The organism is Pseudomonas sp. AF32 (assembly GCF_022342325.2).
Lineage (GTDB): Bacteria > Pseudomonadota > Gammaproteobacteria > Pseudomonadales > Pseudomonadaceae > Aquipseudomonas > Aquipseudomonas uvaldensis.
In genome coordinates this window covers 42,320-68,749 of the sequence record NZ_RQJK02000011.1, presented here as the reverse complement: position 1 = coordinate 68,749, position 26,430 = coordinate 42,320, and the positions used below count along the sequence as shown (strand labels likewise).

Sequence of the window (26,430 nt, the reverse complement as noted above, 5' to 3'; positions counted from 1 at the left end):
CTACACTGCGGGCTCCGTCCCCGGCGTGATGCCCGCAGGTTTACCTTGAATCAGCTCAACACCGCCCAAGCCCAACAGCCCGCCATTCGCAGCGTCCTGATCGCACTGATGCTGGCGATTTTCCTGGGTGCCCTGGACCAGACCATCGTCGCCGTCTCGATGCCGGCCATTTCCGCCCAGTTCAAGGACCTCAGCCTGCTGGCCTGGGTGATCTCCGGCTACATGGTCGCCATGACCGTGGCGGTACCGATCTACGGCAAGCTTGGTGACCTCTATGGACGGCGCCCGCTGATGCTGTTCGGCATGGGCCTGTTCACCCTGGCCTCGCTCTTCTGCGGGCTGGCGCAGAGCATGGAGCAACTGGTACTGGCGCGGATCGTCCAGGGCATCGGCGCCGGCGGCATGATTTCCGTCAGCCAGGCAATCATCGGCGACATCGTGCCGCCCCGCGAGCGGGGTCGCTATCAGGGCTATTTCAGCAGTATGTACGCGGTCGCCAGCGTCGCCGGGCCGGTGCTGGGCGGCTACATGACCGAGTACCTGTCGTGGCGCTGGGTGTTCTGGATCAACCTGCCGCTGGGCCTGGGTGCCTGGCTGGTGGCCCGGCGCACCCTGGTCGGGCTGACGGTGCCACAGCGCACGCCGATCATCGACTACCTGGGTACCGTGCTCCTGATCATCGGCCTGACCGCGTTGCTGCTGGGGATAACTCAAATCGGCCAGGGATACGCCTGGCATAGCCAGGACGTGCTGGCGTTGCTGGGTTGTGCGGTGGTGGCACTGGCAGTCTTCGTCTGGCATGAGCGCCGGGCAAAGGAGCCCCTGCTGCCAATGCACTTGTTCGTCAACCGCAGCGCGGTGCTGTGCTGGTGCACCGTTTTCTTCACCAGTTTCCAGGCGATTTCCCTGACCGTGCTGGTGCCGTTGCGCTTTCAGAGCGTGACCGGTGCCGGCGCCGACAGCGCAGCGTTGCACCTGTTGCCGCTGGCGATGGGGCTGCCCATGGGCGCGTATTTCGCGGGGCGGCGCACATCGGTCACGGGCCGTTACAAACCGATGATCCTCAGCGGCGCCCTGCTCTTTCCTTTCGCCATTCTCGGCATGGCCTTCACACCACCCGGTGCGTTCTGGCTCAGCAGCCTGTTCATGCTGCTCGGCGGCATCGCATCCGGCATGCAGTTCCCCACCTCGCTGGTGGGCTCGCAGAATTCAGTGCAACAACAAGACATCGGCGTCGCCACCAGCACCACCAACCTGTTCCGCTCCCTGGGCGGCGCGGTGGGCGTGGCGCTGATGTCGGCGTTACTGCTGGCGTTGCTACAGGACTCCAGCTTTGCCCAGCTCAGCGGTTCGGCGCTGCTGAGCGAAGGGCACTCGGGCAACGCCCTGTTGGACGGCCTGAACGCCGCTCCGGGCGAGGCGCAAAACACCTTGCGCCAGGAGTTGCAGAGCACGTTCCGGCACCTGCTGCTGATCAGCGCGGCGGTATCGCTGCTGGGACTGGCGGCCGCGGTGGCGATGCCCAATCAATTGCTACGTGGGCGGGATGAGAAAGAGCGATAAATACAAATCCGCGGTTTGCACCGAACCTGTGGCGAGGGGATTTATCCCCGCTGGGCTGCGCAGCAGCCCCCAAAAAAAGCATGCAATCCACCTGACACACCGCGACATTGGTTTTAGGGCTGCTTCGCAGCCCAGCGGGGATAAATCCCCTCGCCACAGGGGGGGGTGCAGGGCCTACTTCTTGTGTGCGGCTTTATGCTGTCGCCGCTGTGCCCACCGGGTCGACCACCCCACTCATCCCCTCTTTCATGCGCTTGGCATCACGGGCGAAACAACGCGACGCCAGGAACAGGAACAGCATGGTCATGAACAACGCCACCGGGATCAGGTACATCGCATCATGCAAGCCGATGGCCTTGAAGGCCTCGGTCATCTGGTCAACGCCGGCCGCGGCCATGGCGGTGCGGGCGAAATAATCCGACAAGCCACCGACCACCACCGGCCCCAGGCCACCGCCGAGCAGGTACAAGCCGGCGAAGAACAGCGCCATCGCTGTCGCCCGCAAGCGCGGTTCCACCACGTCCTGGATCGCGGTGTAAACACAGGTATAGAAGGTGTACGCAAACAGCCAACCGACGCTGAACACCGCGACGAACACGCCGATCTCAATGCGTCCGGCGTGCAGCGCCCACGCCGTGGTGAGCGTGGAGACCACCAGACTGAACGCCGCGAACAACAGGCGCCCGTTGGGCACCCGTTGATGAATCTTGTCGGCGATCCACCCCCCCAGGGTCAATCCGAACAGCCCGGTCACGCCGACCATGATCCCCGTGGCAACGGCGGCCTCATGCAATGGCATCAGGAAATAGCGCTGCAGCATCGGCACCAGGAAGGAGTTGCAGGCATAGGTAGCAAAGTTGAAGCACAACCCCGCCAGCACCAGCCACAAGAACGTAGGAATCGCCAGTACCCGGCGAATCGGCCGGTCGATTTTTTCCTGGGACACCTGCACGGTTTCCGCCGCGCCGCGCTTGGGCTCCTTGATGAAAAACATGAACACCGCCACCACCAACCCCGGCACCGCGGCGATAAAGAACGGGGCCCGCCAACTGTCGAAGGCCTTGACCATCGCCCCGATGGTGAAGAAGGCCAGCAGCAGCCCGATCGGCAACCCCAGCATGAAGATGCCCATGGCCCGCGCCCGACGGTGGGCCGGGAACAAGTCGCCGATTAATGAGTTGGCTGCTGGTGCATAGCTGGCCTCACCAATCCCCACCCCCATGCGCACCACCAGGAATGCCCAGAAGCTGCCCACCAGGCCATTGACCGCCGTCAGCCCGCTCCAGGTCGCCAGCCCCCAACCCATCAACCGGCTGCGTGAACCGGTATCGGCCATGCGCCCCAGCGGCAGACCAGCGATGGCGTAGACGATGGTGAAAGCTGTGCCGATGATGCCGATCTGGAAGTCGCTGAGGCTCCACTCCATGCGAATCGGCTCGATGATGATGGCCGGGATGGTGCGGTCGAAGAAATTGAACAGGTTGGCCAGGAACAACAGGAACAGAATGCGCCAGGCATTCGCCGCTTGGGTCGAGTTCTGCATGGGTCCGTCTCTTTATTGTTATGGGGCAACGGCGAGGCATCCGGGCCCTGAATCTGCAATCTAGATAGCGCAGCGCGGACTGTCTCCAATCATTCGCCCCGCTGATATCCGGCCATGGCGCACGGCGTGTTTGTTGATGCCGATCAACTGACTGTAACAATTGCTATCATTTTGCCGTCTCCCGATTAAAGAACGTCCCTCGGTGGCCGATTCAACATGAATAGATTCACTCGAGCGCTATCAGGCGGCAGCCCTGAAGACTCGGGCCGACCTTCGCGCCGACCAGGACGCGAGCTCCCATCAGCGATGGTTCGATAACAACGATTGTCGAGCCGACCAGCTCAGGCATACGCGCACCATGACCTCAAAAAAAACCACCACTGCGTTATCCGATCTGACTCTGAGCCCGGCCGCCAACGGCCCTGAAACCTCAAAGTCCCCGGGTGGCCTGCGCGCCCTGTCGTCCCAACAGTACCTGTACTTCACCGAAACCAACACCGACCGGATCCTCGATAACCTCGACGGCCTGCGTGACACCGTGTTCCCGCGCCCTCCGCATCTGGTGGACGAGGAAAGCGAACGCGACCAGCAGGAATTCCCGTCGGTGTGCCTGATCGGCCTGGGTCGATGCGGCTCAAACATTGCCCTGGATGTGGCGGAGCTGGTGTACAACGCCCGCAAGTTCTACCTCAACGAATTCAACGCCGAGGACAAGGGCTACAACGACAAGGGCTACCGGCCTGCGCAGTGGATCCGCAACAATCTGCGCCTGGGCACAGGCAAGGCGACCAAGCCGGTGTTCCTGGTGGAGCCTCTGGTCATGCTCGGCGACCTGGACAAGGACATCGCCGGGCGCATCCGCTTCTCGCGCAAGGGCGAAAAAAGCGGCTTCCTGCGTGACTACAGCAAAATGAAAATCATGGACCTGTCGGAGGTTCATGCCGGGGGTGCCGGTAACGCCCCCATCCTGGGCCAATACCTGGCCAAGATCATCCTGAACAAGGACACCCAGCGCTTTTCCAGCCCTGACTGGAAAATGATCCACTCGTACCTGATCGACAGCTGCGGCATCAAGGCCAACCAGTCGCGCCTGTACTTCTCGATCTTCAGCGCCGGCGGCGGTACCGGTTCGGGCATGGCTTCGGAGTTCGGCCTGGCCCAGCAGTACTCCTACATGAACAAGACGTTCGACACCAAGCCGATGGACGAGCACGACAGCAAGAGCGGCCACTCTTTCGTCTTCGAGCCGATCTTCACCAGCGGCATTTGCGTGCTGCCGAACATTTCCGATCATCGCAGCGAAATGTCCGAGGCATTGCACATCAACGCCGGACGTTTGCTGTGCAAATATCTCTCGGAAGAATGGGATTTCTCGTACAACTTCGCCAATGAAGACAGCAGCGAAGCCAGCGTCATGGGCCGTATCCGTCCCTGGAACGCCATGATGCTGATTTCCAACGACATCATGCGCTACGCCGAAGAAAGCGATGACGGCAACATCCAGAACATCGATGTCAATGCCATGGAGAAGCACGCCAACCAGTACATCTCCCAGCAGATCTTCAACATCCTGACGGCCCAGGCCGTGACCACCGACTACGACCAGAACTATTTCCGTCGCGCCGGTATCGACATCGGCGAAACCATCCGCCTGGATGCCAACGACCTGTTCATGAGCCTGGCCGGCCCGGTGGCGATCGCCTACGCCGAATCCGTCGTTCCGGAAACCCCGGCGCCCAGCAACGACAAGTTCAAGGTGTTCGATAAAGAGCCGCCACGCCTGAACATCGACGACCTGTTCTTCCGCTCCATCGATCTACCGCATTTCAACAAGGTGACCCAGGCCATCGAAGGCATCAGCCTGCTGCCGATCGAATCCAAGCGCTACCGCGCCTCGCTGGAGCAGTACAAGAACTCCGGCTACGATGCCGCGGCCCTGCACGACCTGCATTTCTTCAAGAACTGCTCGTCGGTGGTCTCCATCGTCTCGCTGCCCAAGGACTACAAGCTGTCCTATATGGACCTGAACCGGCTCAAGACCCACCTCAACAGCCTGTTCCCCAACACCACCCTCAAGCGCTATGCCCTGGTGATCGGCGCCTCGGCCAACCTGTCGCTGACCACCCTGATCGCCAAGAGCCCCTGCCTGTCGGATGATTTCCTGACGCTGATCGTGGCCTTCATCAAACGCTGCTTTGCCCGCAACCCGTATCGCTTCGACGACACCCTGGACAACTCGATCCTGGACTTCATCATCAATGAGCAGTTCGATGAAGAGCGGATCGATGAGCTGCTCAACGAATTCGAGAACCCGGCGAAGATCCTCGACACCAACTGGTATGCGATCAAGCCGATGTACGAAAAGAAATATCGCGAGCTGATCAGCGACAAGGAGAAGTTCGTTTCGATCAACGATATCCGCCTGTCCCGGGACTGCGTGAAGAAGGCCATCAAGTACCTGCGCGAGATCTACCGGCACCGCATCGGCAAGACCAAGGTTATTTCCCTTAATAACCATACTGGGCGGACTTACTGAGCCAGGCTTGGTATCGCATCGCCCCGAATCGCGAGCAGGCTCGCTCCCACATTTGACCGTGTTTCTTCCTGATGGACGCGGTCCCTGTGGGAGCGAGCCTGCTCGCGATAGCGATCTCGAATCCGTAAGCATTACAACATTCAGAAACAATTAAGCAGCCCACCGGCTGCTCCATAAACTGTTCCCGTTACGTATACGTCACCCTCCCCTGTGGCGTTTCACCACGGCACGGCGCCATCACGCTACTCAGCTACACACTTCCTCTCACTCAACAAGCGCACTTATTTGGTGCATCGATCATTTCGACGCCCTCTCCTGGATCAGGATCCAAGGGGAAACCACCACTGCCCAAAGCAGCGGATCGCGCTCCACGAAATCCAATGCCCGCGTTTCAGACAGCTTGGCGACATGCCCGGCGGCCAGCCAGGCAGCGACTTTATCCCCTTCGTCCTGAGCCACGGCCTCGGCGGCAGCGATCAAATCCAGTGCCGGGTCGACCCACAATAGGGCACCCTTGGCGAAGAACGGTTCCAGCTCCTTCCAGGTGATGGAAGCCGTTTCACCAAGCAGCTTGGCATAGAGGGTGCTAGGTTCTTGATTCATGGGCACTGTCCGGAAAAGAAATCGGCGCGAATGATAACGTCGGTGGTCCGGCAGAAAAACCCGGTAGCAACAGGAGTCACCATTGAATAGAAGCAGCATTGCCAGGGATTGCCGATTAGACCGGACACCGCCCGCCGCTTTTCTGTCTTTTTATTTCAATAAAGCGACACCCTCTGATTTTGTCCCCAAGTGCCAGCTTCCCTTGCCAACAACGGGCGCTCTACACTGTACCGGTACAGTTGCCGGGGGCATTTTCCGTGGGGATATCCAGCATATCTGACCCGGTTCTGCCGCTGCGGCGCCAGGACTATAAAAACTACAACAGCATGAGTGGAGCACTATGACTAAGGCTACTAAGCAGATTTCCAAACTGTTTGCCGCTATGGTTCTGGCCGGGGTTGCCAGCCATTCGTTCGCCGCCGACACCATCACGATCGGCATCGCCGGTCCGAAGACCGGTCCGGTCACCCAATATGGCGACATGCAATTCGTTGGCGCTAAACAAGCCGTCAAGGACATCAACGCCAAGGGCGGCGTCGATGGCAAGATGCTCGAAGTCAAGGAATACGATGACGCCTGCGACCCTAAGCAGGCCGTCGCCGTGGCGAACAAAGTGGTCAACGATGGCGTCAAGTTCGTCGTCGGCCACCTGTGCTCCAGCTCCACCCAGCCAGCTTCGGACATCTACGAAGACGAAGGCGTGATCATGATCACCCCGGCCGCCACCAGCCCGGACATTACCGCCCGTGGCTACAAGATGATCTTCCGCACCATCGGTCTGGACAGCGCCCAGGGCCCTGCCGCCGGCAACTACATTGCCGACCACGTCAAACCGAAAGTCGTGGCTGTCCTGCACGACAAGCAGCAGTACGGTGAAGGCATCGCCAGCGCCGTGAAGAAAACCCTCGAAGCCAAAGGCGTGAAAGTGGCCGTGTTCGAAGGCCTGAACGCCGGCGACAAGGACTTCTCCTCGATCATCCAGCGCCTCAAGCAGAACAATGTCGACTTCGTCTACTACGGCGGCTACCACCCTGAACTGGGCCTGATTCTGCGTCAGTCCAAGGAAAAGGGCCTGAAAGCCAAGTTCATGGGGCCTGAAGGTGTCGGTAACGACTCCATTTCGCAGATCGCCCAGGACGCTTCCGAAGGCCTGCTGGTGACCCTGCCGAAGTCCTTCGATGCCGACCCGGCGAACAAGGCCGTCGTCGACGCCATCAAGGCCGACGGCAAGGATCCAAGCGGTCCGTTCGTGTTCCCGGCCTACTCCGCGGTCCAACTGATCGCCGAAGGCATCAAGGCCGCCAAGAGCGACGACACCGCCAAGGTCGCCGAAACCATCCACAAAGGCACCTTCAAGACGCCGACCGGCGACCTGTCGTTCGACGAGAAGGGCGACCTGAAGGACTTCAAGTTCGTGGTTTACGAATGGCATTTCAACAAGCCGAAAACTGAAGTCTCCCCTCAGTAAGCCAGGCATTACTGGTCAACAAGCCCACTGTGCAAGCAGTGGGCTTTGTTTTACGAGGTTTATGGGCCAGGCACCCGCGATCCGGGCGCTGGTTCACCTGAAAATCTTAAAACCGTCACCAGCGGTTCGCTGGCAAACGCTTGGAGCAAATGTGATCAGAGAACACAGCACCGGGCCGGAACATGACTCCACCAGTGAAATGCGTATCGGGTTTTTAGGAGCGCTGTAATGCCTGAGATCTATCATTTTTTCCAACAGCTGGTTAATGGCCTGACCATTGGCAGCACCTATGCCTTGATAGCCATTGGCTACACAATGGTTTACGGCATCATTGGAATGATTAACTTCGCCCATGGCGAGGTCTACATGATCGGTTCCTACGTGGCCTTCATCGCCCTTGCCGGGCTGGCCATGATGGGTATCGATTCACTGCCGCTGTTGATGACCGCCGCCTTCGTGGCATCGATCATCGTAACCAGTGCCTACGGCTACAGTATCGAACGCGTTGCCTATCGTCCCTTGCGTAACAGCAACCGGTTGATCCCGCTGATTTCCGCCATCGGCATGTCGATTTTCCTGCAGAACACCGTATTGCTGTCCCAGGATTCCAAAGACAAATCGATTCCCAACCTGATCCCGGGGAGCTTCTCCTTCGGCCCGGGCGGCGCCGAAGAAGTCCTGGTGTCCTACATGCAGATCCTGGTGTTCGTCGTGACCCTGGTCGCCATGCTCGGGCTGACCCTGTTCATCTCCCGTTCCCGCCTTGGCCGCGCCTGTCGCGCCTGCGCCGAGGACATCAAGATGGCCAACCTGCTGGGCATCAACACCAACAACATCATCGCCCTCACCTTCGTCATCGGGGCCGCGCTGGCGGCTGTCGCCGCGGTACTGCTGAGCATGCAGTACGGCGTGATCAACCCGAACGCCGGTTTCCTGGTAGGCCTGAAGGCCTTTACCGCGGCGGTACTGGGTGGCATCGGCAGCATTCCGGGCGCGATGCTCGGCGGGCTGGTGCTTGGGGTAGCCGAAGCGTTCGGCGCCGATATCTTTGGCGACCAGTACAAGGACGTCGTGGCGTTCGGTCTCCTGGTCCTGGTCCTGTTGTTCCGGCCGACCGGCATCCTGGGCCGTCCGGAGGTTGAGAAAGTATGAACAAATATCTTAAACAGGCGCTGTTCAGCGCCGCGCTGGTCTGGGCCGTTGCGTTCCCCGTGCTGGGCCTCAAGCTGAGCATCGTCGGGGTCAACCTCGAAGTACACGGCACCGGTCCCCTGACACTGGGCGTGATTGCCCTGTGTTCGGTACTGATGTTCCTGCGGGTGCTGTTCAGCCAACAGGTCGGTACCCTATTCCGCTCCAATCGCGGACCGCTGGTTTCGCCCAAGGTCAGCCAGTTCCTGACTCTGCCACGCACCCAGCGCCAGATCATCGTCGGCCTGATCGTGGTTGCCCTGGTCTGGCCGTTCTTCGGCTCCCGGGGCGCGGTGGACATCGCCACGCTGATCCTGATCTATGTCCTGCTGGGACTGGGCCTGAACATCGTGGTCGGCCTGGCCGGGCTGCTGGACCTGGGCTACGTGGGTTTCTACGCAGTCGGTGCCTACAGCTACGCGCTGCTGTCCCACTACTTCGGCCTGAGCTTCTGGATCTGCCTGCCCATCGCCGGGATGATGGCGGCCACCTTCGGTTTCCTGCTGGGCTTCCCGGTGCTGCGGCTGCGGGGTGACTACCTGGCCATCGTGACCCTGGGCTTCGGCGAGATCATCCGCTTGTTCCTGCGCAACCTCACCGACCTCACCGGCGGTCCCAACGGTATCAGCAACATCCCCAAGCCGACGTTCTTCGGCCTGAGCTTCGACCGTACAGCGGCCGAAGGCATGCGGACCTTCCACGAGTTCTTCGGGCTGACTTACAACCCGGTGAGCAAGGTAGTGTTCCTCTACCTGGTCGCACTGCTGCTGGCCCTGGCTGCGCTGTTCGTTATCAACCGCCTGCTGCGCATGCCCATCGGTCGTGCGTGGGAAGCGTTGCGCGAAGACGAAATCGCCTGCCGTGCACTGGGTCTCAATCCGACCGTGATCAAGTTGTCGGCCTTTACCCTCGGCGCCGCCTTCGCCGGTTTCGCCGGCAGCTTCTTCGCTGCCCGCCAGGGCCTGGTGACGCCGGAATCCTTCACCTTCATCGAGTCGGCGATCATCCTCGCCATCGTCGTGCTGGGCGGGATGGGCTCGCAGTTGGGTGTGATCCTGGCCGCGATCGTGATGATCCTGCTGCCTGAAATGATGCGTGAATTCAGCGAATACCGCATGTTGATGTTCGGCGCCTTGATGGTGCTGATGATGATCTGGCGTCCTCAAGGTCTGCTGCCTATGCAACGCCCCGAACTCAAACTACGAGCGGAGCCGCACAAATGAGCCGCGAGATCCTCAAAGTCGAAAATCTGAGCATGCGCTTCGGCGGCCTGCTGGCGGTCAATGGCGTGGCCCTGACCGTGAAAGAAAAACAGGTCGTGGCACTGATCGGGCCGAACGGCGCGGGCAAGACCACCGTGTTCAACTGCCTGACCGGCTTCTATCAGCCCACAGGCGGCACCATCCTGCTCGATGGCGCACCGATCCAGGGCCTGCCGGGCCACAAGATCGCCCTCAAGGGCGTGGTGCGCACCTTCCAGAACGTGCGGCTGTTCAAGGACATGACGGCGATCGAGAACCTGTTGATCGCCCAGCACCGTCACTTGAACACCAACTTCTTTGCCGGCCTGTTCAAGACCCCGTCGTTCCGCAAGAGCGAGCGCGAGGCGATGGAGTACGCCGAGTATTGGCTGGAAAAGGTCAATCTCAAGGAATTCGCCAACCGTACCGCCGGCACCCTGGCCTACGGTCAGCAGCGTCGCCTGGAAATCGCCCGCTGCATGATGACCCGCCCGCGGATCCTCATGCTCGACGAACCGGCCGCCGGCCTGAACCCGAAGGAAACCGAAGACCTGAAAGCCCTGATCGGCGTGTTGCGTGAGGAGCACAATGTCACGGTACTGCTGATCGAGCACGACATGAAGCTGGTCATGAGCATTTCCGACCATATCGTCGTGATCAACCAGGGCACGCCCCTGGCCGACGGTACGCCGGAGCAGATCCGCGACAATCCTGAAGTGATCAAAGCCTACCTGGGGGAAGCGTAAATGCTGCAGTTCGAAAACGTTTCCACTTTCTACGGCAAGATCCAGGCCCTGCACAGCGTCAACGTGGAAGTCCGCCAGGGCGAAATCGTAACGCTGATCGGTGCCAACGGCGCCGGCAAGTCCACTCTGCTGATGACGCTCTGCGGTTCGCCCCGGGCCCACAGCGGCAGCATCCGCTACATGGGTGAGGAACTGGTAGGCCAGGACTCGTCGCATATCATGCGCAAGAGCATCGCCGTCGTACCGGAAGGCCGTCGGGTATTTGCCCGGCTGACTGTGGAAGAAAACCTCGCCATGGGCGGATTCTTCACCGACAAGGGCGACTATCAGGAACAGATGGACAAGGTGCTACACCTTTTCCCACGCCTGAAAGAGCGCTTTACCCAGCGAGGCGGCACCATGTCCGGCGGCGAACAGCAAATGCTCGCCATCGGCCGTGCGCTGATGAGCAAACCCAAGCTGCTGCTGCTCGACGAGCCGTCCCTGGGCCTGGCGCCGATCATCATCCAGCAGATCTTCGACATCATCGAACAGCTGCGCAAGGACGGCGTGACGGTGTTCCTGGTCGAGCAGAACGCCAACCAGGCGCTGAAAATCGCTGACCGTGCCTACGTGCTGGAAAACGGCCGGGTGGTGATGCAAGGCACCGGTGAAGCGCTGCTGACCGATCCGAAGGTACGAGAGGCGTATCTGGGCGGTTGAGTTCGTGTTTGATGAAGGCCACTTTGTGGGAGCGAGCCTGCTCGCTCCCACATCGTTTTTATGCAGCGCTGGCTAAAGGCGATCCAAGGCCTCGCCGCTGCGTTTGAACCAGTCAATCAAGTAGTCGGCCAGCACTTGGGTGCGCTTGGGCAACCCACCCTGATACGGGTGTACCAGGTACATCGGCATGCGTCGGGTCTGAAAATCCCGTAGGAGCCAGCGCAGGCGTCCATCAGCCAATTCTTCATTAAGCAGGTACGAGGGCAGCCGGGCGATTCCGGCACCGGCCAGGGTGGCTTTTTTCAACAGACTGTAGTGATTGCTGGCAAACGGTCCGGACACCCGGACACGTAGCAATTCATGCCGCTGGTGATACAGCCATTCTTCCCGGCCGCTGTAGTGGCTGTTGAGCAGGCAACGGTGTTCGGCAAGCGCCTGGGGCGTTTGGGGTTCGCCGTATTGATCGAGATAGGCCGGGCTGGCGCAGGTCATTTCATGCCAGGCCAGCAATGGTCGCGCCACCAGCCGTTCATCGATGGCGGCGTCGGAACGGATCGCCAGATCGAAGCCTTCCCGGGACAGGTCGCGGTAGCCGTTGCTCAGTTCCAGTTCGATCTGCACGTTGGGATAGGCGCGGGCAAACTCCGTGAGCAATCCGTCAAAGAACGTTTCTCCCAGCGAAACCGGAACCGTCATACGCACCGGCCCGGAAATTTCGTCCTTCAGCCGGGCCAACGCCTGACGCGCCCTCTCCACTTGGATCAACAGTGCCTGAGCTTGGGGGAGCAAGGCCGCTCCTGCCGCCGTCAGGCACAGGCGGCGCGTGGTGCGTTGCAGCAATACGACCGAAAACGCTTCTCCAACAGACTGATGCGCTTGGACAACTGGCCCTTGCTGCACCCCAATTGCTGGGCCGCCGCCGTAAAACTACCCGCCTCGATCAACACCGCGAATGCCGCCAGGTCATCCATCTCGCTCATCGGATTGTTTCCAATTGAAAACCAAAGGTTGCCTATTAGCACGATTATCGCCGGAAAGATTCCCTCTAGACTGAAAACTCGTTCAATTCATTGAGGATCCGCCATGAAAATTCTGTTGATCGGCGCCAACGGCACCATCGGCTCGGCCATCGATAACGAACTGTCGCCGCGTCACGAAATCGTCCGCATCGGCCGCCACAGCGGTGACCTGCACGTGGACATCAGCGACAGCGCCTCGATCCGCGCCCTGTTCGAGAAAACCGGGCGCTTCGATGCACTGGTCTGCGCTGCCGGGAGTGTCACGTTCGCGCCGCTGGGCGACATGACCGAAGAAAGCTTCGCCCTGGGTTTGAAAGACAAACTGATGGGCCAGGTCAATTTGCTGCTGATCGGCCGGGAATTCGCCAATGACGGTGCCTCCTTTACCTTCACCAGTGGCGTGCTCAGCCATGACCCGATCAAGAGCGGCGCCTCGGCGGCCTTGGTCAACGGCGCCCTGGACAGTTTCGTCCGCGCAGCAGCCATCGAGTTGCCGAGGGGCTTGCGAGTCAACTCGGTAAGCCCGAACGTGCTGCTGGAGTCCATGGACAAGTACGCTCCCTATTTCCGCGGCTACAAACCGGTGGCCGCCGCCGATGTCGCATTGGCCTACGCCAAGAGCGTCGAAGGCCTGCAAACCGGCCAGACCTTTCACGTCGGTTAAATAAGAGCTCGCCTACGGGTTGTGGTGTAGGACCAGTCTGAGTAACGTGGCGGCACCTGTCTGGAGACCCAATGATGCGTGCCGCCCGTTCCGTTCTGTTTGTCGCCCTCCTACCGCTTTTCGCTGGCTGCCAGTTGCTCGACGGTCCCCGTCAGAGCGCATCTCACGCTGGCCAGACGCGCATGCAGGGCGAGCTCACGGCAGCCGATGGCAAGCTGGTTTTCCAACCGTGCCAGGAACAGCGTCGCTACCTCGTCAACGACAGTGGCGCTACCAGCGTGCTGCAACAAGCCGCGACCCTGGCCAATGACCAGGGCAAGCTGTTTGCCGATATGCGAGGCCCTATTGTCTCCAGCGCAGCGGCTGGTACGGACAGCCAGTTGAACGTAGAGCAACTGTATCGCCTGGAACGTTCGAGCACGGCGTGCGATGACGAGAACTTCAAGCGGCTGGTCCTGCGCGCCGCCGGCCATGGCCCCGAGTGGAGCCTCAACGCCAGCGGCAAGGGCATGGTCCTGGAGCGTGAAGGCCAGCCGACACTGGCGGTGCCCTACCTTGAAGAGCAATTGGGTGATGGCCGCTTCAACCTCAGCACCGAAGCCAACGGCCAGAAAGTCGAACTTTGGGTCGCGCCGCAACGCTGCATCGATCCCCTCACCGGAAGCGTCCAGCACATGAGCGCCGAAATCCGGGTCAACGGCCAGGTCCAGCGCGGCTGCGCCTACTTCGGTGGTGCCCGCGACGACTGATTCGACGAGCAACCGTTTTAACCTCACGGGCGTTGCGGATTGCAGCTTATAATCGCCGGTTTGAACGCCCTGGCGCAGTTGTGCGCCCCGCGAACCGGATCCCGTCATGTTACGAATCACCGAACTCAAGCTGCCGATCGATCATCCCGAAGAAGACCTGCGCGCTGCCATCGTGCAGCGCCTGGGTATCACCAACGATGATCTGCTCGACTTCACCCTGTTCAAGCGCAGCTACGACGCGCGCAAGAAATCCTCCGAACTGTGCTTCATCTACACCCTCGACCTGACGGTGCGCGATGAGGCCGGCCTGCTGCGCAAGTTCGCCGATGACCGTAACGTCAACGAAGCACCGGATGTCAGCTACAAAATGGTCGGCCAGGCACCGGCAGACCTGAGCGAGCGGCCGATTGTGGTGGGTTTCGGCCCATGCGGGATCTTCGCAGCGCTGTTGCTGGCGCAGATGGGTTTCAAGCCGATCATCCTCGAGCGCGGGCCTGAAGTCCGCCAGCGCACCAAGGACACCTGGGGCCTGTGGCGCAAAAGCGTGCTCAACCCTGAATCCAACGTGCAATTCGGCGAAGGTGGCGCGGGGACGTTCTCCGATGGCAAGCTTTACAGCCAGATCAAGGACCCGAAGTTCCTCGGTCGCAAAGTGCTGCACGAGTTCGTCAAGGCCGGCGCGCCGGAAGAAATCCTGTACGTCAGTAAGCCGCATATCGGTACGTTCCGCCTGACAGGCGTTGTGGAAAACATGCGCGAGCAGATTCGCGCCTTGGGCGGCGAAGTACGCTTCCAGCAGCGAGTAACCGACGTCCTGATCGAAGACGGCCAACTGGTCGGCGTGGAACTGGCCAGCGGCGAACGGCTTTACTCCCGGCACGTCATCCTGGCCTTGGGCCACAGCGCCCGCGACACGTTCCGCATGCTCCACAGCCGTGGCGTGTACATGGAAGCCAAGCCGTTCTCGGTGGGTTTCCGCATTGAACACCCGCAGTCGCTGATCGACAGTGCGCGCCTGGGTAAATACGCCGGCCATCCGAAACTCGGCGCCGCCGACTACAAACTGGTGCACCACGCCAGGAACGGTCGTTCGGTGTACAGCTTCTGCATGTGCCCGGGCGGGACCGTGGTGGCGGCCACCTCCGAGCCAAATCGCGTCGTCACCAACGGCATGAGCCAGTATTCGCGCAATGAGCGCAATGCCAACTCCGGCATCGTTGTCGGCATCACCCCGGAAGTGGACTACCCCGGCGGACCGCTGGCCGGGATCGAACTCCAGGAACGCCTGGAATCCCACGCATTCGTGCTCGGCGGCAGCAACTACGAGGCCCCGGCGCAATTGGTGGGCGACTTCATTGCCGGCAAACCGTCCACCGCCCTGGGCAGCGTCGAGCCATCCTACAAGCCAGGGGTTTCGCTGGGTGACCTGGCGCTGGCCCTGCCGGACTTCGCCATCGAAGCCATCCGCGAAGCCCTGCCGGCGTTCGAGAAACAGATTCGCGGCTATTCGCTGCATGACGCCGTATTGACCGGCATCGAAACCCGCACTTCGTCCCCGCTGCGCATTACTCGCAACGAATCGTTGCAGAGCCTGAACGTCAAGGGCCTGTTCCCGGCGGGTGAAGGCGCCGGTTATGCAGGCGGGATCCTGTCGGCAGGCGTGGACGGGATCCGGATTGCCGAGGCGGTGGCGCGGGATCTTCTCGGCCTCAAGGCCTGACTCCCCCTTGTGGGAGCGAGCTTGCTCGCTCCCACAAGGGAACTCCAGCGCCTCGTGATTCAAATCCCCGCCCGCAACACGCTCTCCGGCAACGCCTCCCCGCGCTCCACGCTCGCTGCCACGGCATCCATCAATCCGCTCAATTCATAGCCCTGTGCCTTGAGCCAGGCCGGATCGTAATAGGTCGTGGCATAACGCTCGCCACCGTCGCACAGGATCGCCACGATCGATCCCGACTCCCCGTCCTCCTTCATCCGCTTGGCGGCGATCAGCGCACCGATCAGGTTGGTGCCGCTGGATCCGCCGACCCGCCGACCCAGGCGTTGCGCCAGGTAATGCATGGCGGCCAGCGATAAAGCGTCCGGTACCTTGACCATCGCATCGATGACCTTGGGCAGGAACGACGCCTCGACCCGTGGACGGCCAATGCCTTCGATCCGCGAACCGCACTCCAGGCGCAGGCTTGCATCGCCGCTGCGGTAGTAGTCAAAGAACACCGAGCGCTCAGCGTCGGCGCACAGCACCCGGGTGCAATGCTGGCGATAGCGCACGTAGCGCCCCAGAGTCGCGGTGGTGCCCCCGGTGCCAGGGCTGGAGATCAACCAGCTGGGCTCCGGATGCCGCTCGAAACGCATCTGCTGGAAAATCGACTCGGCGATGTTGTTATTGGCCCGCCAGTCCGTGGCGCGTTCGGCGTAGGTGAACTGATCAATGAAATGCCCGTCATGCTCACGCGCCAGTCGCTCGGACTCGGCGTAGATCTGCGTTGGATCCTCCACCAGATGGCTCTGGCCTCCGTAGAAAGCGATCTGTGCGATTTTTTCCCGAGAGGTGGTCGCTGGCATCACCGCGATGAAGGGCAGGCCCAGCAGCCGGGCGAAATAGGCTTCGGAAATCGCCGTCGATCCGCTGGACGCCTCGATCACCGGCGCGCCGGGCTTAAGCCAGCCGTTACACAACGCGTAGAGAAACAGCGAGCGAGCCAGGCGGTGCTTGAGGCTGCCGGTGGGATGGCTGGATTCATCCTTGAAATACAGCTCGATGCCCGGAAAGCCAGGCAGTGGCAACGGGATCAGGTGGGTATCGGCGCTGCGCTGGAAGTCGGCTTCAATGATGCGAATCGCTTCGCGTGCCCACTGGCGGAGGTCGTTCATGTGTTTTCTCGCAGATCGGTTCGACGCGGGGAAGCCTGGCGGTCAGGCACAACGCATATTCGGAAAAGCCAGTCCCAAGCTTAGGAAAAAAACTACATCGCGCACAGGTACAGCTAAGGTCCAATATGCCCGGCATCTGCCCGAACGAACCTCAGGCGCTGTAACGTCATATAACAAAAAAGAATATAACTTTTGTTTTAACAACTAACGGTACGGGTTAGGGTGTGACCACTTTTTGATTGACGACATGGAGAGCGATCTTGCCTCTACGTAATTCTCTGACACGTTTTTTTCAGTTGGAAGCCGCCAGTGGCCTGCTGCTGATCGCCGCCGCCGTGCTGGCCCTGGTCATCAACAACTCGCCCCTGTCCTGGCTGTACGGTGGCCTGCTGGACACCCCGGTAGTGGCTCAGGTCGGCGCGTTGAAGATCGCCAAGCCTCTGCTGCTGTGGATCAACGACGGCCTGATGGCATTGTTCTTCCTGCTCATCGGCCTCGAGGTCAAGCGCGAGGTGCTCGACGGCCAACTGTCGAAACCCTCGCAGATCGTCCTGCCCGGAGCCGCGGCCATCGGCGGTATGGTGGTGCCTGCCCTGATCTATTGGTTTCTCAACCGCGACAATCCTGCGGCCCTTTCGGGCTGGGCGATTCCAACGGCCACCGACATCGCTTTCGCCCTCGGAGTGCTGGCCTTGCTGGGCAAGCGGGTGCCGGTATCGCTCAAGCTGTTCCTGATGACGCTGGCGATCATCGACGACCTGGGCGCCATTATCATCATCGCCGTTTTCTACTCGGGCGCCCTGTCGACGCTCTCGCTGATGCTGGCAGCGGCCTGCATCGCCGTACTGGTGGCAATGAACCGGATGGGCGTGGTCAAGCTGGGTCCTTACATGGTCGTAGGCCTGATTCTCTGGGTTTGCGTGCTCAAGAGCGGCGTGCACGCCACGTTAGCCGGCGTCACCCTGGCATTCTGCATTCCGCTGCGCACGAGAAACGCCGAGGCGTCACCGCTGTTGGCCCTGGAACATGCCCTGCACCCCTGGGTGGCCTACGGCATCCTGCCGCTGTTCGCCTTCGCCAATGCCGGCCTGTCCTTGAGCGGTGTCACCCTCGAAAGCTTCACCCACCACGTACCGATGGGCATCGCCATCGGCCTGTTGCTGGGCAAGACCGTCGGGGTGTTCGGCCTGACCTGGCTGGCCGTGAAAATCGGCATCGCCGGGCTGCCCGCCGGCGCCAATTGGGGCCAGATACTGGGTGTGGCGATCCTGTGCGGTATCGGCTTCACCATGAGCCTGTTCGTCGGCTCCCTGGCCTTCGAGCCGGGTACCAGCGAGTATGCCGGCATGGACCGGATGGGCATTCTCACCGGCTCGATCCTCGCGGCATTGTTGGGTTATGCGGTCACTGCAGCGGCCAGTCGCAAGCGTAGTGCACTGCCTTCCTGATACGCCCCACAAATCAGGCCCTACGGGGCCTGATGAAAACGGAGCGACCACCAAGGAAACTTCCTACAGCCCCACCTTCTGTCACTGGGTTAGCGTCCGTCCTGCCCTGAACGGATGAGATTCGCAACTTCGTGACACACCCAAACGATATTCCCAAGGTAAGAAACCCACCCGGCGGCGACGGACATTACGTCATCTATCGGGACATGACGCCCAGCGAGCTTGCTGAGCGCGAAGCCCGGCAACAGACCTATGAAGCCATGCTGGCCCGGCAGACGGCCTATGCAGAACGGCGCCGGATCACAGTCGGCAGAACAACACGTCCCATCACCGGCAGCGTATTTGCCAAAAGCTGCAACCTGCCCAACGCGATCACCGATTACAACAACCCCAACGGTTATCTACCGGCAGAACTGGTCAAGCAGTACGGCGATCTGGTGTGGCTAGGCGGTGAGACGCCCTCTCCATCCGGCACGATCCCTCTCAAGCGGATTGGCGCGGGAGCAACGCCGGTCGCTGTGGGCAGGTTCGCACTGGGCGGGTCCGCCGCTTCCACGGCCGGAGTTGCCGGCGGCACGGTCGGTGCAGCCCTTCTGAGCGGCATCGTCGCGCTGCTCTGGCCCTCCAACCTCGGCGACAGCGCGCTCTATTCCGAGGAGCAGCTGCGCAACCTCAAACAGGCCCGAAGCCGCATGCGCCTGCATGTCGAACAACGGGCAGACGGCAGCCTCAAGGGCTATGGCTACTACACCGGCCACAATCGCGATTGGGAAATGGTCGACGTCGTCCAGTTCACGCCACGAGCCGACCAATTCGTCGCCGACCTGGGCGACGGTATCGAACTGATCTGGACCCCGGCCATCGATCCGTCCGACACCTTGGGCATCCCGGCGCTGGAAGCGGCGCCCCAGACGCCCACCGTTTGGATCTATCCGCCTACGCCCATGGCCGACAGCATTATCGTCGACCCGATCTATCCGCCGGAATACAAGGATTTCATTCTGGTGTTTCCGGCGGATTCGGGGGTTCGGCCGGTTTATGTGGTTGTGAGTGTTGCTCGTCATGATTACCACCCGGCCCCAAAATTCTTATTGGCTTATCCAGATGCAATCCTTGCAAAGCAGAAAACCAGAGTTAAGGGCGGTGGATTGCGCAAGCGTTGGAAATTGGGCGATGGGAGGATTTTAGAATGGGACTATCAGCACGGCGCGCTAGAAACTTACGATAAAAGAGGTCGTCACCTTGGCGAATATGACCCTGACACCGGCGTACAAACAAAACCAGCCAATCCAAAGCGAAGGATCGAACCATGACTTTTGAAATTTGTGCATTTGACAAATCTACGGAGGATTTCAGGTTCTCGATAACCGTTCCTTCGGAGCACGTCAAAGAACTAAGAAAAATCATGAAGTGGACAAAACCGGAAGATGAATTGTTCGGGTACGACTTGAATGAAGAACAAATCGCCCAACTGGAAAAAATGCTCGATACGCGCTTTTATATTCCAGAATGCGATTTTCAGATTTCCGGCTAATTTGGGGGAGTGGGATCGGTAAGGGGGTGTATATCCGTTTCTGCGGTAATGGCGGCTGGCGGTTCCGCCCTTACGGCGGGTCACTTTTGAAAAGGCGCCAAAAGTAACCAAAAGCGCCTCGCCCCACCACTGGGCACCTCGCTTACGCGAGGTGTTCCCTCACTCCGGCATTGCTCCGTGGGCCCGCCGCGAAGGGCCATCCATGGCCCAGCGCGGCTATCCCGGCATCCATGCCGGGATGCTCACTGCGCAATGCCTGCGTTCGGCCCTTGTGGTTAATGGGGCGTCCAAGATCAAAAGCAAAAGCAAAAGCAAAAGCAAAAGCAAAAGCAAAAGCAAAAGCAAAAGCAAAGACAGAGCATGCACGTGCATGGGCGCTCCGTTAAGTACGCCCATAGCTATCAAAAAAAACGGCGCCGTTCCTGCGGGAACGGCGCCGTTTTCTCATACCCTTCAAGCTTAGTGCGATACGCGGCTCGTCCCACCTACAGTGGAAATACGAACCCGCTCACCCACGCGGAATACTTCGTTTTCCTGAACCTGTTGCACGTAGGCGCGCATGCTGCCGTCGTCTTCGCGGACGGTGATTTCCACGCCCTGGGTGCGGGTCAGGCCTTCTTCGGTGGCGGAGCCGATCAGGCCGCCGGCCACGGCGCCAATCACCGCGGCGACGATACTGCCGCGACCGCCACCAATGGCGCTGCCGCCAACACCACCCACCACCGCACCGGCAGCACCGCCGATCGGGGTCTTGGTGCCTTCGATCTTGACCGGACGCAGGGATTCGATGGTCCCCATGCGAATCGTCTGCACGCGACGCGCTTCGTCACGGGAATAGGAGTCACCGGTCAGGCTCGACTGACAACCCGTGAGCAACATCGCCATCGTGGAAAAGGAAGCAACCAGCAAAACAGACTTACGCATAGCATCAAACTCCAAAAGACAGGTATCCATTAAACTCCGCAGCTTGACGCCTGTCACGGCCTCGCCGGGATAAAACTGTTTTCATTCAGGTGGGATACAGGCACACCCAGGAAATTCCAGAAACAGTAGCGCCAATTTACGAAACCTGCGTCATCGGCCCAAGGATTTTTCATGGATTACTTCATCATCGTCGCGACCACCGTCGCCGGCCTGTACTTTCACTGGTGGCTTTACGTGCGGATCAAACGCTGGGCGGACCGCGACCTGGCGCTGTCATTGGCGGGGCGGGACGAGCAGAAAAAGGACTACATGCTGCGACAGCTGGTCCGCGCCCGGGAGTTGCGAATCAAGCGCCGGGACCTGCCGCAATGGCTTGAAGCCGCTGCGGCGGGTTACTCCGCTAAGGCGCCAGACGCTCGCGAGTCCAGTCCGTCCCCTGCAAGCGATAATTGAGACGATCATGCAGGCGACTTGGGCGGCCTTGCCAGAACTCGATGCGTTCAGGTAACAAACGGTAACCACCCCAATGCTCAGGGCAATGCGGCTGACTGTCACTGAAACGCTGTTCAGTGGCCTTGAGCAAGTCCTCCAGCTCATGACGCCCGGCAATCACCCGGCTCTGCGGTGAAGCCCAGGCGCCGAGACGGCTGCCCAAAGGACGTACCTGGTAGTAGGCATCCGATTCCTGCGCCGTCACCTTCACTACTTTGCCCTCGATGCGCACCTGACGCTCAAGGGTCGGCCAGAAAAAAGTCATCGCCGCAAACGGATTCGCGGCCAGATGCTGACCCTTGGCGCTGTCGTAGTTGGTGAAGAATGTGAAGCCTTGGGCATCCAGGCCTTTGAGTAGCAGGATGCGACAATGAGGACGTCCGTCGGCGTCCACCGTCGCCAGGGTCATGGCGTTGGCCTCCACCGGGGCCTGTTCGGTTTTCACCGCCTCGGCGAACCATTGGTGGAACAGCGCAAACGGCTCGGCCGGGGCTTGCGCCTCGGTCAGGCCGTCGCGGGTGTAGTCGCGGCGCATATCAGCCAGCGTTTGGGTCATGGCGCACTCCTTGTGGTTCGCCCATCACTGCTTGGAGGTATCGGCGGCCGCGACTTTCTTGGTATCGGTGGCGGCTTTGGCCGGTTCGGGTTTCTTCGCCGGGGTGGCCTTCTTGGCTGGGGCTTTCTTTGCCGGAGCCTTGACCGGAGCCTTGGCCGGGGTCTTTTTGACCGGAGCTTTTTTGGCAGCCGCAGTCGTAGTCTTCTTGGTGACAGGCGCAGGAGCCGGGGTTGCAGGCTTCACATCCTGGGCGGCCACCATCGTAACCGGCGCCGGGGCTGGCATGTTGTATTTGCTCAGCAGTGCGACCAGGGTACTTTGCGGCGTAACCAACAGCTCTACACGACGGTTCAAGGCACGGCCTTCCACACTGTCGTTGGCTGCACGCGGCTCTACAGAGCCCATGCCCCGCAACATCAGGCGATCACGCTGCAAACCGCTGAGACGGAAAATCGCTGCCACGGACTGGGCACGTTCCTGGCTGAGTTTCAGGTTGGCCGGTGCCGCTCCCGAAGTGTCGGCGTGACCGAGAATCAGCACGGCCGCTTTCGGATCGGCTTCGAGGACCTTCGCCACGCGGGTAAACGGGCCGAGGGTCACGGGCAGCAGCATGGCCGGACGGTCCGGGTTGAAGGAGCTGTCGACCGGTGCGGTGACCACCAGCACGTTATCGCGACGCTCAAGCTCGAGCTTGCTGTCCTTGATGGCCGTGCGCAGCTTCGGCTCGTAGTCGTCGAGCCAGGCCTGGGTGATTTTCGGGTCGGGCAGCGGTGCCGCCTTGACGGTTTCCTGCTCCTTATCGCCAAACGGCCACCACCACTTGCCGCCGCTTTGCGTTTCTGCCTTCGCAACGTCGGCAGGAGCCTTGGCTTCCGGCTTCAGGGGAGCCGCAGGCGCCGCTTCCTTGGTCGCCACCTTGTCGGACGAGCCAAATGGCCACCAGCCACCACCGCCCTCGGCATCATTCTGTGGAGTTTGCGCGCAACCGGTAACAACGAAGCACAGCGCCAGAGCGAGGGTTTTATTCGATGACATTGGATATCCACAAAATGATGTAAATGAAAATACAGCCCCCTGCTCGGGGCGCATAAACAGACGCTTTGAAACAAAAAAGGACACGAGGTTCCTGTGCCCGCTTTCTCGAAGAAGCTTTACAGACAAGTGGCAAGCACCCTCGCCAGGTTCTGCGCGCGCGGGTCCATCAGCACATAAGGGCCAAGCGTATTGGTCACAAAACCGAACGCCACGTCATGCTCCGGATCGGCAAAGCCAATGGAACCCCCTGCCCCCGGATGACCGAAGGCCCGGGGCCCCAGGCCGTAGGTCGCGTTCGGTACGTCCGGTTGGTCGAGCATGCAACCCAGGCCGAAACGGGTCTGGGTCAATAACGTTTTGTCGTCGCCGAAACTGTGCAGGCGGGTCAGCTCATCGAGCATTTCGCCTTCCAGCAGGCTGCCGTCCAGCAGGCCTGCGTAGAACCCTGCCAGGCTACGGGCGTTGCCATGGCCGTTGGCGGCCGGCTGCTGCATACGCCGCCACTCCGGTTTGTTGGTGCTGGTCATGATCGAGGGTGGGTTGGTGAAGGCTCGCGTGGTCATCGCCGTGGGCTCACGCATCGTCACTTGTAACAGCCGCTGTGCGGCGGCATCGCCGACATTGCCTTTGCCCCGGGCGATGTGGGCCACGCGGTGAAACTCCGCATCGGCCAGCCCCACATGAAAGTCCAGCCCCAGCGGCCTGGCAACCCGGGCCACGATGGACTCGCCAGGCCCGCGGCCATCCGCCCGACGCAGCAATTCGCCGATCAGCCAGCCGTAGGTAATCGCGGCGTAGCCATGGCCCTCGCCGGGTGTCCACCAGGGCGTTTCGGCCGCCAGCGCATCGACCATGGTCTGCCAGTCATACAGCGCCTCGGGCGCCAGCAACTCACGCAGCGCCGGCAGGCCGGCCTGATGACAGAGCAATTGACGCAAGGTGATGGCTTGTTTGCCGGCGGCGGCAAACTCAGGCCAATACCGGGCGACCGGGGCGTCCAGTTGCAACTTGCCCTCGGCCACCAGTTGCAGGGCCGTAACGGCCGTAAAGGTCTTGGTGCAGGAAAACAGATTCGCGATGGTATCGCTGTGCCAGGCTTCGTGGCCGTCCTTGTCGGCCGTACCGGCCCACAGATCGATCACCGTCCGGCCGCCCACCTGGATGCACAACGCCGCGCCGCGCTCCTGGGGATCATCGAACAACGCCGCGAACGCTTCACGAACGGCCTCGAACTGAAGTTCATAATGACCTTGAATCTGCACTCGCAACTCCTTTGAAACAAAGACTTTTAGCGTGGGCGCATTGTTTCAGCCATTGAGCTTTTTGAAAACCGTCATGGGACGGCTGGTCACGGACGATTATTCGCCGTGACCATCAGGAAATTTCCCGCCGGAACGGCGGCAACGCGTTGAGGATGGCCTTGCCATAGCGCTGGGTCACCAGTCGGCGATCGAGCAAGGTGATGGTGCCGCGGTCCTCTTCGGTGCGCAGCAACCGGCCACAGGCCTGGACCAGCTTCAGCGAGGCATCCGGCACCGAGATCTCCATGAAGGGATTACCACCGCGAGCTTCGATCCATTCGGCCAGCGCGGCTTCCACCGGGTCGTCCGGGACCGAGAACGGGATTTTGGCGATGACCACGTGCTCGCAGTAGGCACCGGGCAGGTCCACGCCCTCGGCAAAACTCGCCAGGCCGAACAATACGCTGGAATCACCACCGTCGACCCGCGCCTTGTGCTTGTTCAGGGTTTCCTGTTTCGACAGGTTGCCCTGGATGAACACCTGCTTGCGCCAGTCGCGGTCGAGACCGTCGAACACGTCTTGCATCTGCTTGCGCGAGGAAAACAGCACCAGGGTGCCCCGCGAGCCTTCCACCAGTGCCGGGAGGTCACGAATGATGGCAGCGGTGTGGGCGGCGGCATCCCGTGGATCGGCCCTGAGATCCGGTACGCGCAACACGCCGGCGTCGGCATGATGGAAGGGGCTCGGGACCACGGCGGTCACGGCCGTTTTCGGCAGGCCTGCACGCATGCGGAAGCGATCGAACGTGCCCAGGGCGGTCAGCGTGGCGGACGTCACCAGCGCACCGTAGGCCACGTTCCACAGGTTACGGCGCAACATGTCCGCCGCCAGGATCGGGCTGGCATTGACCTCGATATCGAACAGCGAACCGCTCTCGGCCAGGGTCAGCCACCGCGCCATCGGCGGGTTGTCTTCCGGATCTTCGGTGGTGAACGCCGTCCAGAGCTCCCAGTTGCCCTGGGAACGGGACAGCAGGCTGCCGAACAACGGGTACCACTCCTCGGCCTGGTTGCTGGCAATACCGATGTTCACCTCGCCGTCCATGCCTTCCTTGAGCAGGTCGGTCAGGCGCGTGAACAGGTCGGTCAGGCGGGCGAAGCCCTTCTTGAGCTCGATGCCCATTTCGCGCATGTGCTCGGGGATGATCCCACCGACGAAACGATGCCGTGGCCGCTCGCGGCCCTCGACGTCTTCGCCGGGCTTGAAGTCGGCGATCTGCTCGCAGGCGGTGAACATGAACTGCTGGTTCGTCTTGATCTCCCGCGCCAGCTCCGGTACCTGCTCGATGAACTTGCCCAAGTCACCCGGCAACGGATGTTGGGCCAACAGCTTGGTGAGGTTCTTGGCGGTCGTCTCCAGCCAGTCGGCGGTGGAGCGCAACCGGGTGTAGTGGGCGAAATGCCCGATGGCCTTGTCCGGCAAGTGGTGGCCCTCGTCGAACACGTACACCGTGTCGCGAGGGTCCGGCAGCACGGCACCGCCTCCCAGGGCCAGGTCGGCCAGGACCATGTCGTGGTTGGTGACGATCACGTCGACCTTGCCCATGCCTTCACGGGCCTTGTAGAACGCGCACTGGCCGAAGTTCGGGCAATGACGGTTGGTGCATTGGCTGTGGTCGGTGGTCAGGCGGGCCCAATCGGCATCTTCCAGTGTGGTGGGCCAGCTGTCGCGGTCGCCATCCCACTTATTGCCGGCGAGCTTCTCGATCATGCTGGTGAACAGCTTCTGGCTGGCTTCGTCGACTTCGATCTTGAAGCCTTCTTCCTCGAACAGCTGGGCCGTAGCGGTCTGCGCCTGGCCTTCCTGCAACAGCATGTCCAGCTTGGACAGGCACATGTAGCGCCCACGCCCCTTGGCCAGCGCGAAGCTGAAATTCAACCCGCTGTTGCGCATCAGGTCGGGCAGGTCCTTGTAGACGATCTGCTCCTGCAGGGCGACCGTGGCCGTGGCGATCACCAGACGTTTGCCGGCGGCCTTGGCTGTGGGAATCGCCGCCAGGCTGTAGGCAACGGTCTTGCCGGTGCCGGTGCCCGCCTCCACCGCCACGACGGCAGGCTCGCCATTGCGCCGGCCTTCATCGTCGGTGTCGATGTCACCCAGGACTTTTGCCACTTCGGCAATCATCAGGCGCTGGCCGTAACGCGGCTTGAGGCTCTTGGCTTCGAGAAAACGCGAATAGGCGCCCTGGATCGTGGTTTTGAGTTCGGTGCTGATCATGAATGGTCGGGCGCTGGAAAACG

22 protein-coding genes and 1 pseudogene are annotated in these 26,430 nt (G+C 60.9%); 14 read left to right on the top strand and 9 right to left on the bottom strand.

Annotated elements, in window-relative coordinates:
* Nucleotides 1-45 precede the first annotated feature (45 nt).
* Nucleotides 46-1,563 carry an MDR family MFS transporter gene (locus tag EGM97_RS12265; protein ID WP_238960939.1) on the top strand — a complete coding sequence of 506 codons (1,518 nt, stop codon included), beginning with the start codon at nucleotides 46-48 and terminating at the stop codon, nucleotides 1,561-1,563.
* A 193-nt stretch (nucleotides 1,564-1,756) separates the two neighbouring features.
* Here the strand turns inward: EGM97_RS12265 and EGM97_RS12260 are convergent, their stop codons facing one another.
* Nucleotides 1,757-3,106 (bottom strand): spinster family MFS transporter, encoded by a 1,350-nt coding sequence (locus EGM97_RS12260; RefSeq protein ID WP_238960940.1) that lies wholly within the window; start codon nucleotides 3,104-3,106, stop codon nucleotides 1,757-1,759.
* A gap of 358 nt (nucleotides 3,107-3,464) precedes the next feature.
* Here EGM97_RS12260 and EGM97_RS12255 point away from each other — a divergent pair, with 358 nt between their 5' ends.
* Nucleotides 3,465-5,642 carry a hypothetical protein gene (locus EGM97_RS12255; protein WP_238960941.1) on the top strand — a complete coding sequence of 726 codons (2,178 nt, stop codon included), beginning with the start codon at nucleotides 3,465-3,467 and terminating at the stop codon, nucleotides 5,640-5,642.
* A gap of 297 nt (nucleotides 5,643-5,939) precedes the next feature.
* Here the strand turns inward: EGM97_RS12255 and EGM97_RS12250 are convergent, their stop codons facing one another.
* The gene (locus EGM97_RS12250) at nucleotides 5,940-6,245 is read right to left on the bottom strand and encodes a DUF2288 domain-containing protein (protein ID WP_238960942.1); all 306 of its coding nucleotides are present in this window, start codon (nucleotides 6,243-6,245) and stop codon (nucleotides 5,940-5,942) included.
* 340 nt (nucleotides 6,246-6,585) lie between these two features.
* Here EGM97_RS12250 and EGM97_RS12245 point away from each other — a divergent pair, with 340 nt between their 5' ends.
* The 5 genes from EGM97_RS12245 to EGM97_RS12225 all read left to right on the top strand — a co-directional run bounded on the left by EGM97_RS12245 (nucleotide 6,586) and on the right by EGM97_RS12225 (nucleotide 11,593).
* On the top strand, nucleotides 6,586-7,713 hold the full coding sequence (locus EGM97_RS12245; RefSeq protein WP_072387707.1) for a branched-chain amino acid ABC transporter substrate-binding protein: 1,128 nt from the start codon (nucleotides 6,586-6,588) through the stop codon (nucleotides 7,711-7,713).
* A gap of 228 nt (nucleotides 7,714-7,941) precedes the next feature.
* Nucleotides 7,942-8,865 (top strand): high-affinity branched-chain amino acid ABC transporter permease LivH, encoded by a 924-nt coding sequence (gene livH, locus EGM97_RS12240; protein WP_238960943.1) that lies wholly within the window; start codon nucleotides 7,942-7,944, stop codon nucleotides 8,863-8,865.
* On the top strand, nucleotides 8,862-10,127 hold the full coding sequence (locus EGM97_RS12235) for a high-affinity branched-chain amino acid ABC transporter permease LivM (RefSeq protein WP_238960944.1): 1,266 nt from the start codon (nucleotides 8,862-8,864) through the stop codon (nucleotides 10,125-10,127). The genes livH and EGM97_RS12235 overlap by 4 nt, the downstream gene beginning before the upstream one ends.
* Nucleotides 10,124-10,891, top strand: coding sequence for a high-affinity branched-chain amino acid ABC transporter ATP-binding protein LivG (gene livG, locus EGM97_RS12230; RefSeq protein WP_238960945.1), 768 nt, complete (start codon nucleotides 10,124-10,126; stop codon nucleotides 10,889-10,891). The genes EGM97_RS12235 and livG overlap by 4 nt, the downstream gene beginning before the upstream one ends.
* Nucleotides 10,892-11,593 carry an ABC transporter ATP-binding protein gene (locus tag EGM97_RS12225; RefSeq protein ID WP_053153070.1) on the top strand — a complete coding sequence of 234 codons (702 nt, stop codon included), beginning with the start codon at nucleotides 10,892-10,894 and terminating at the stop codon, nucleotides 11,591-11,593.
* A 72-nt stretch (nucleotides 11,594-11,665) separates the two neighbouring features.
* On the opposite strand, the pseudogene EGM97_RS12220 reads toward EGM97_RS12225, so the two are convergent.
* Nucleotides 11,666-12,573 (bottom strand): annotated as a pseudogene (locus EGM97_RS12220) (LysR family transcriptional regulator).
* A 103-nt stretch (nucleotides 12,574-12,676) separates the two neighbouring features.
* Here EGM97_RS12220 and EGM97_RS12215 point away from each other — a divergent pair.
* The 3 genes from EGM97_RS12215 to EGM97_RS12205 all read left to right on the top strand — a co-directional run bounded on the left by EGM97_RS12215 (nucleotide 12,677) and on the right by EGM97_RS12205 (nucleotide 15,745).
* Entirely contained in the window at nucleotides 12,677-13,276 is a 600-nt protein-coding gene (locus EGM97_RS12215; protein ID WP_238960946.1) for a short chain dehydrogenase, read from the top strand.
* A 74-nt stretch (nucleotides 13,277-13,350) separates the two neighbouring features.
* Complete coding sequence (locus EGM97_RS12210; protein ID WP_238960955.1) at nucleotides 13,351-14,025, top strand: COG3650 family protein; 675 nt, start codon at nucleotides 13,351-13,353, stop codon at nucleotides 14,023-14,025.
* 106 nt (nucleotides 14,026-14,131) lie between these two features.
* Entirely contained in the window at nucleotides 14,132-15,745 is a 1,614-nt protein-coding gene (locus EGM97_RS12205) for an NAD(P)/FAD-dependent oxidoreductase (RefSeq protein WP_238960947.1), read from the top strand.
* A 59-nt stretch (nucleotides 15,746-15,804) separates the two neighbouring features.
* On the opposite strand, the gene EGM97_RS12200 is transcribed toward EGM97_RS12205, so the two are convergent.
* Nucleotides 15,805-16,899 (bottom strand): PLP-dependent cysteine synthase family protein, encoded by a 1,095-nt coding sequence (locus tag EGM97_RS12200; protein ID WP_238960948.1) that lies wholly within the window; start codon nucleotides 16,897-16,899, stop codon nucleotides 15,805-15,807.
* Between the two features lie 260 nt (nucleotides 16,900-17,159).
* Between EGM97_RS12200 and nhaA the strand changes: the two genes are divergently transcribed.
* From nhaA to EGM97_RS12185, 3 genes are all read left to right on the top strand, one after another.
* On the top strand, nucleotides 17,160-18,347 hold the full coding sequence (gene nhaA / locus EGM97_RS12195) for a Na+/H+ antiporter NhaA (RefSeq protein ID WP_238960949.1): 1,188 nt from the start codon (nucleotides 17,160-17,162) through the stop codon (nucleotides 18,345-18,347).
* A gap of 131 nt (nucleotides 18,348-18,478) precedes the next feature.
* A complete protein-coding gene (locus EGM97_RS12190; protein ID WP_238960950.1) occupies nucleotides 18,479-19,660 on the top strand; it encodes an S-type pyocin domain-containing protein in 1,182 nt (393 codons plus the stop codon).
* A complete protein-coding gene (locus tag EGM97_RS12185; protein WP_477788807.1) occupies nucleotides 19,657-19,881 on the top strand; it encodes a DUF7683 domain-containing protein in 225 nt (74 codons plus the stop codon). The genes EGM97_RS12190 and EGM97_RS12185 overlap by 4 nt, the downstream gene beginning before the upstream one ends.
* A 459-nt stretch (nucleotides 19,882-20,340) precedes the next feature.
* Here EGM97_RS12185 and EGM97_RS12180 read toward each other — a convergent pair whose 3' ends face one another.
* Nucleotides 20,341-20,805 (bottom strand): outer membrane lipoprotein, encoded by a 465-nt coding sequence (locus EGM97_RS12180; RefSeq protein ID WP_024776354.1) that lies wholly within the window; start codon nucleotides 20,803-20,805, stop codon nucleotides 20,341-20,343.
* A 171-nt stretch (nucleotides 20,806-20,976) separates the two neighbouring features.
* Between EGM97_RS12180 and EGM97_RS12175 the strand changes: the two genes are divergently transcribed.
* A complete protein-coding gene (locus EGM97_RS12175) occupies nucleotides 20,977-21,258 on the top strand; it encodes a hypothetical protein (RefSeq protein WP_238964171.1) in 282 nt (93 codons plus the stop codon).
* On the opposite strand, the gene pdxH is transcribed toward EGM97_RS12175, so the two are convergent.
* From pdxH to dinG, 4 genes are all read right to left on the bottom strand, one after another.
* A complete protein-coding gene (gene pdxH, locus EGM97_RS12170) occupies nucleotides 21,206-21,853 on the bottom strand; it encodes a pyridoxamine 5'-phosphate oxidase (protein WP_238964170.1) in 648 nt (215 codons plus the stop codon). The two genes, EGM97_RS12175 and pdxH, sit on opposite strands and share 53 nt — an antisense overlap.
* 24 nt (nucleotides 21,854-21,877) lie before the next feature.
* Nucleotides 21,878-22,888, bottom strand: coding sequence for an OmpA family protein (locus tag EGM97_RS12165; RefSeq protein ID WP_238964169.1), 1,011 nt, complete (start codon nucleotides 22,886-22,888; stop codon nucleotides 21,878-21,880).
* Nucleotides 22,889-23,004: 116 nt separating this feature from the next.
* Nucleotides 23,005-24,150 (bottom strand): serine hydrolase domain-containing protein, encoded by a 1,146-nt coding sequence (locus tag EGM97_RS12160; RefSeq protein ID WP_238964168.1) that lies wholly within the window; start codon nucleotides 24,148-24,150, stop codon nucleotides 23,005-23,007.
* Nucleotides 24,151-24,262: 112 nt separating this feature from the next.
* Nucleotides 24,263-26,407 (bottom strand): ATP-dependent DNA helicase DinG, encoded by a 2,145-nt coding sequence (gene dinG / locus EGM97_RS12155; RefSeq protein WP_238964167.1) that lies wholly within the window; start codon nucleotides 26,405-26,407, stop codon nucleotides 24,263-24,265.
* Nucleotides 26,408-26,430: the final 23 nt, after the last annotated feature.

Bases quoted from the DNA above. Each gene is read 5' to 3' on its own strand.
- EGM97_RS12205 (WP_238960947.1), top strand. From the start codon at position 14,132: ATGTTACGAATCACCGAACTCAAGCTGCCGATCGATCATCCCGAAGAA.
- dinG (WP_238964167.1), bottom strand. From the start codon at position 26,407: ATGATCAGCACCGAACTCAAAACCACGATCCAGGGCGCCTATTCGCGT.
- EGM97_RS12245 (WP_072387707.1), top strand. From the start codon at position 6,586: ATGACTAAGGCTACTAAGCAGATTTCCAAACTGTTTGCCGCTATGGTT.
- EGM97_RS12260 (WP_238960940.1), bottom strand. From the start codon at position 3,106: ATGCAGAACTCGACCCAAGCGGCGAATGCCTGGCGCATTCTGTTCCTG.
- livH (WP_238960943.1), top strand. From the start codon at position 7,942: ATGCCTGAGATCTATCATTTTTTCCAACAGCTGGTTAATGGCCTGACC.
- EGM97_RS12250 (WP_238960942.1), bottom strand. From the start codon at position 6,245: ATGAATCAAGAACCTAGCACCCTCTATGCCAAGCTGCTTGGTGAAACG.
- EGM97_RS12185 (WP_477788807.1), top strand. From the start codon at position 19,657: ATGACTTTTGAAATTTGTGCATTTGACAAATCTACGGAGGATTTCAGG.
- EGM97_RS12180 (WP_024776354.1), bottom strand. From the start codon at position 20,805: ATGCGTAAGTCTGTTTTGCTGGTTGCTTCCTTTTCCACGATGGCGATG.
- EGM97_RS12175 (WP_238964171.1), top strand. From the start codon at position 20,977: ATGGATTACTTCATCATCGTCGCGACCACCGTCGCCGGCCTGTACTTT.
- livG (WP_238960945.1), top strand. From the start codon at position 10,124: ATGAGCCGCGAGATCCTCAAAGTCGAAAATCTGAGCATGCGCTTCGGC.
- EGM97_RS12235 (WP_238960944.1), top strand. From the start codon at position 8,862: ATGAACAAATATCTTAAACAGGCGCTGTTCAGCGCCGCGCTGGTCTGG.
- EGM97_RS12200 (WP_238960948.1), bottom strand. From the start codon at position 16,899: ATGAACGACCTCCGCCAGTGGGCACGCGAAGCGATTCGCATCATTGAA.
- EGM97_RS12215 (WP_238960946.1), top strand. From the start codon at position 12,677: ATGAAAATTCTGTTGATCGGCGCCAACGGCACCATCGGCTCGGCCATC.
- EGM97_RS12210 (WP_238960955.1), top strand. From the start codon at position 13,351: ATGCGTGCCGCCCGTTCCGTTCTGTTTGTCGCCCTCCTACCGCTTTTC.
- EGM97_RS12255 (WP_238960941.1), top strand. From the start codon at position 3,465: ATGACCTCAAAAAAAACCACCACTGCGTTATCCGATCTGACTCTGAGC.
- pdxH (WP_238964170.1), bottom strand. From the start codon at position 21,853: ATGACCCAAACGCTGGCTGATATGCGCCGCGACTACACCCGCGACGGC.
- EGM97_RS12225 (WP_053153070.1), top strand. From the start codon at position 10,892: ATGCTGCAGTTCGAAAACGTTTCCACTTTCTACGGCAAGATCCAGGCC.
- EGM97_RS12165 (WP_238964169.1), bottom strand. From the start codon at position 22,888: ATGTCATCGAATAAAACCCTCGCTCTGGCGCTGTGCTTCGTTGTTACC.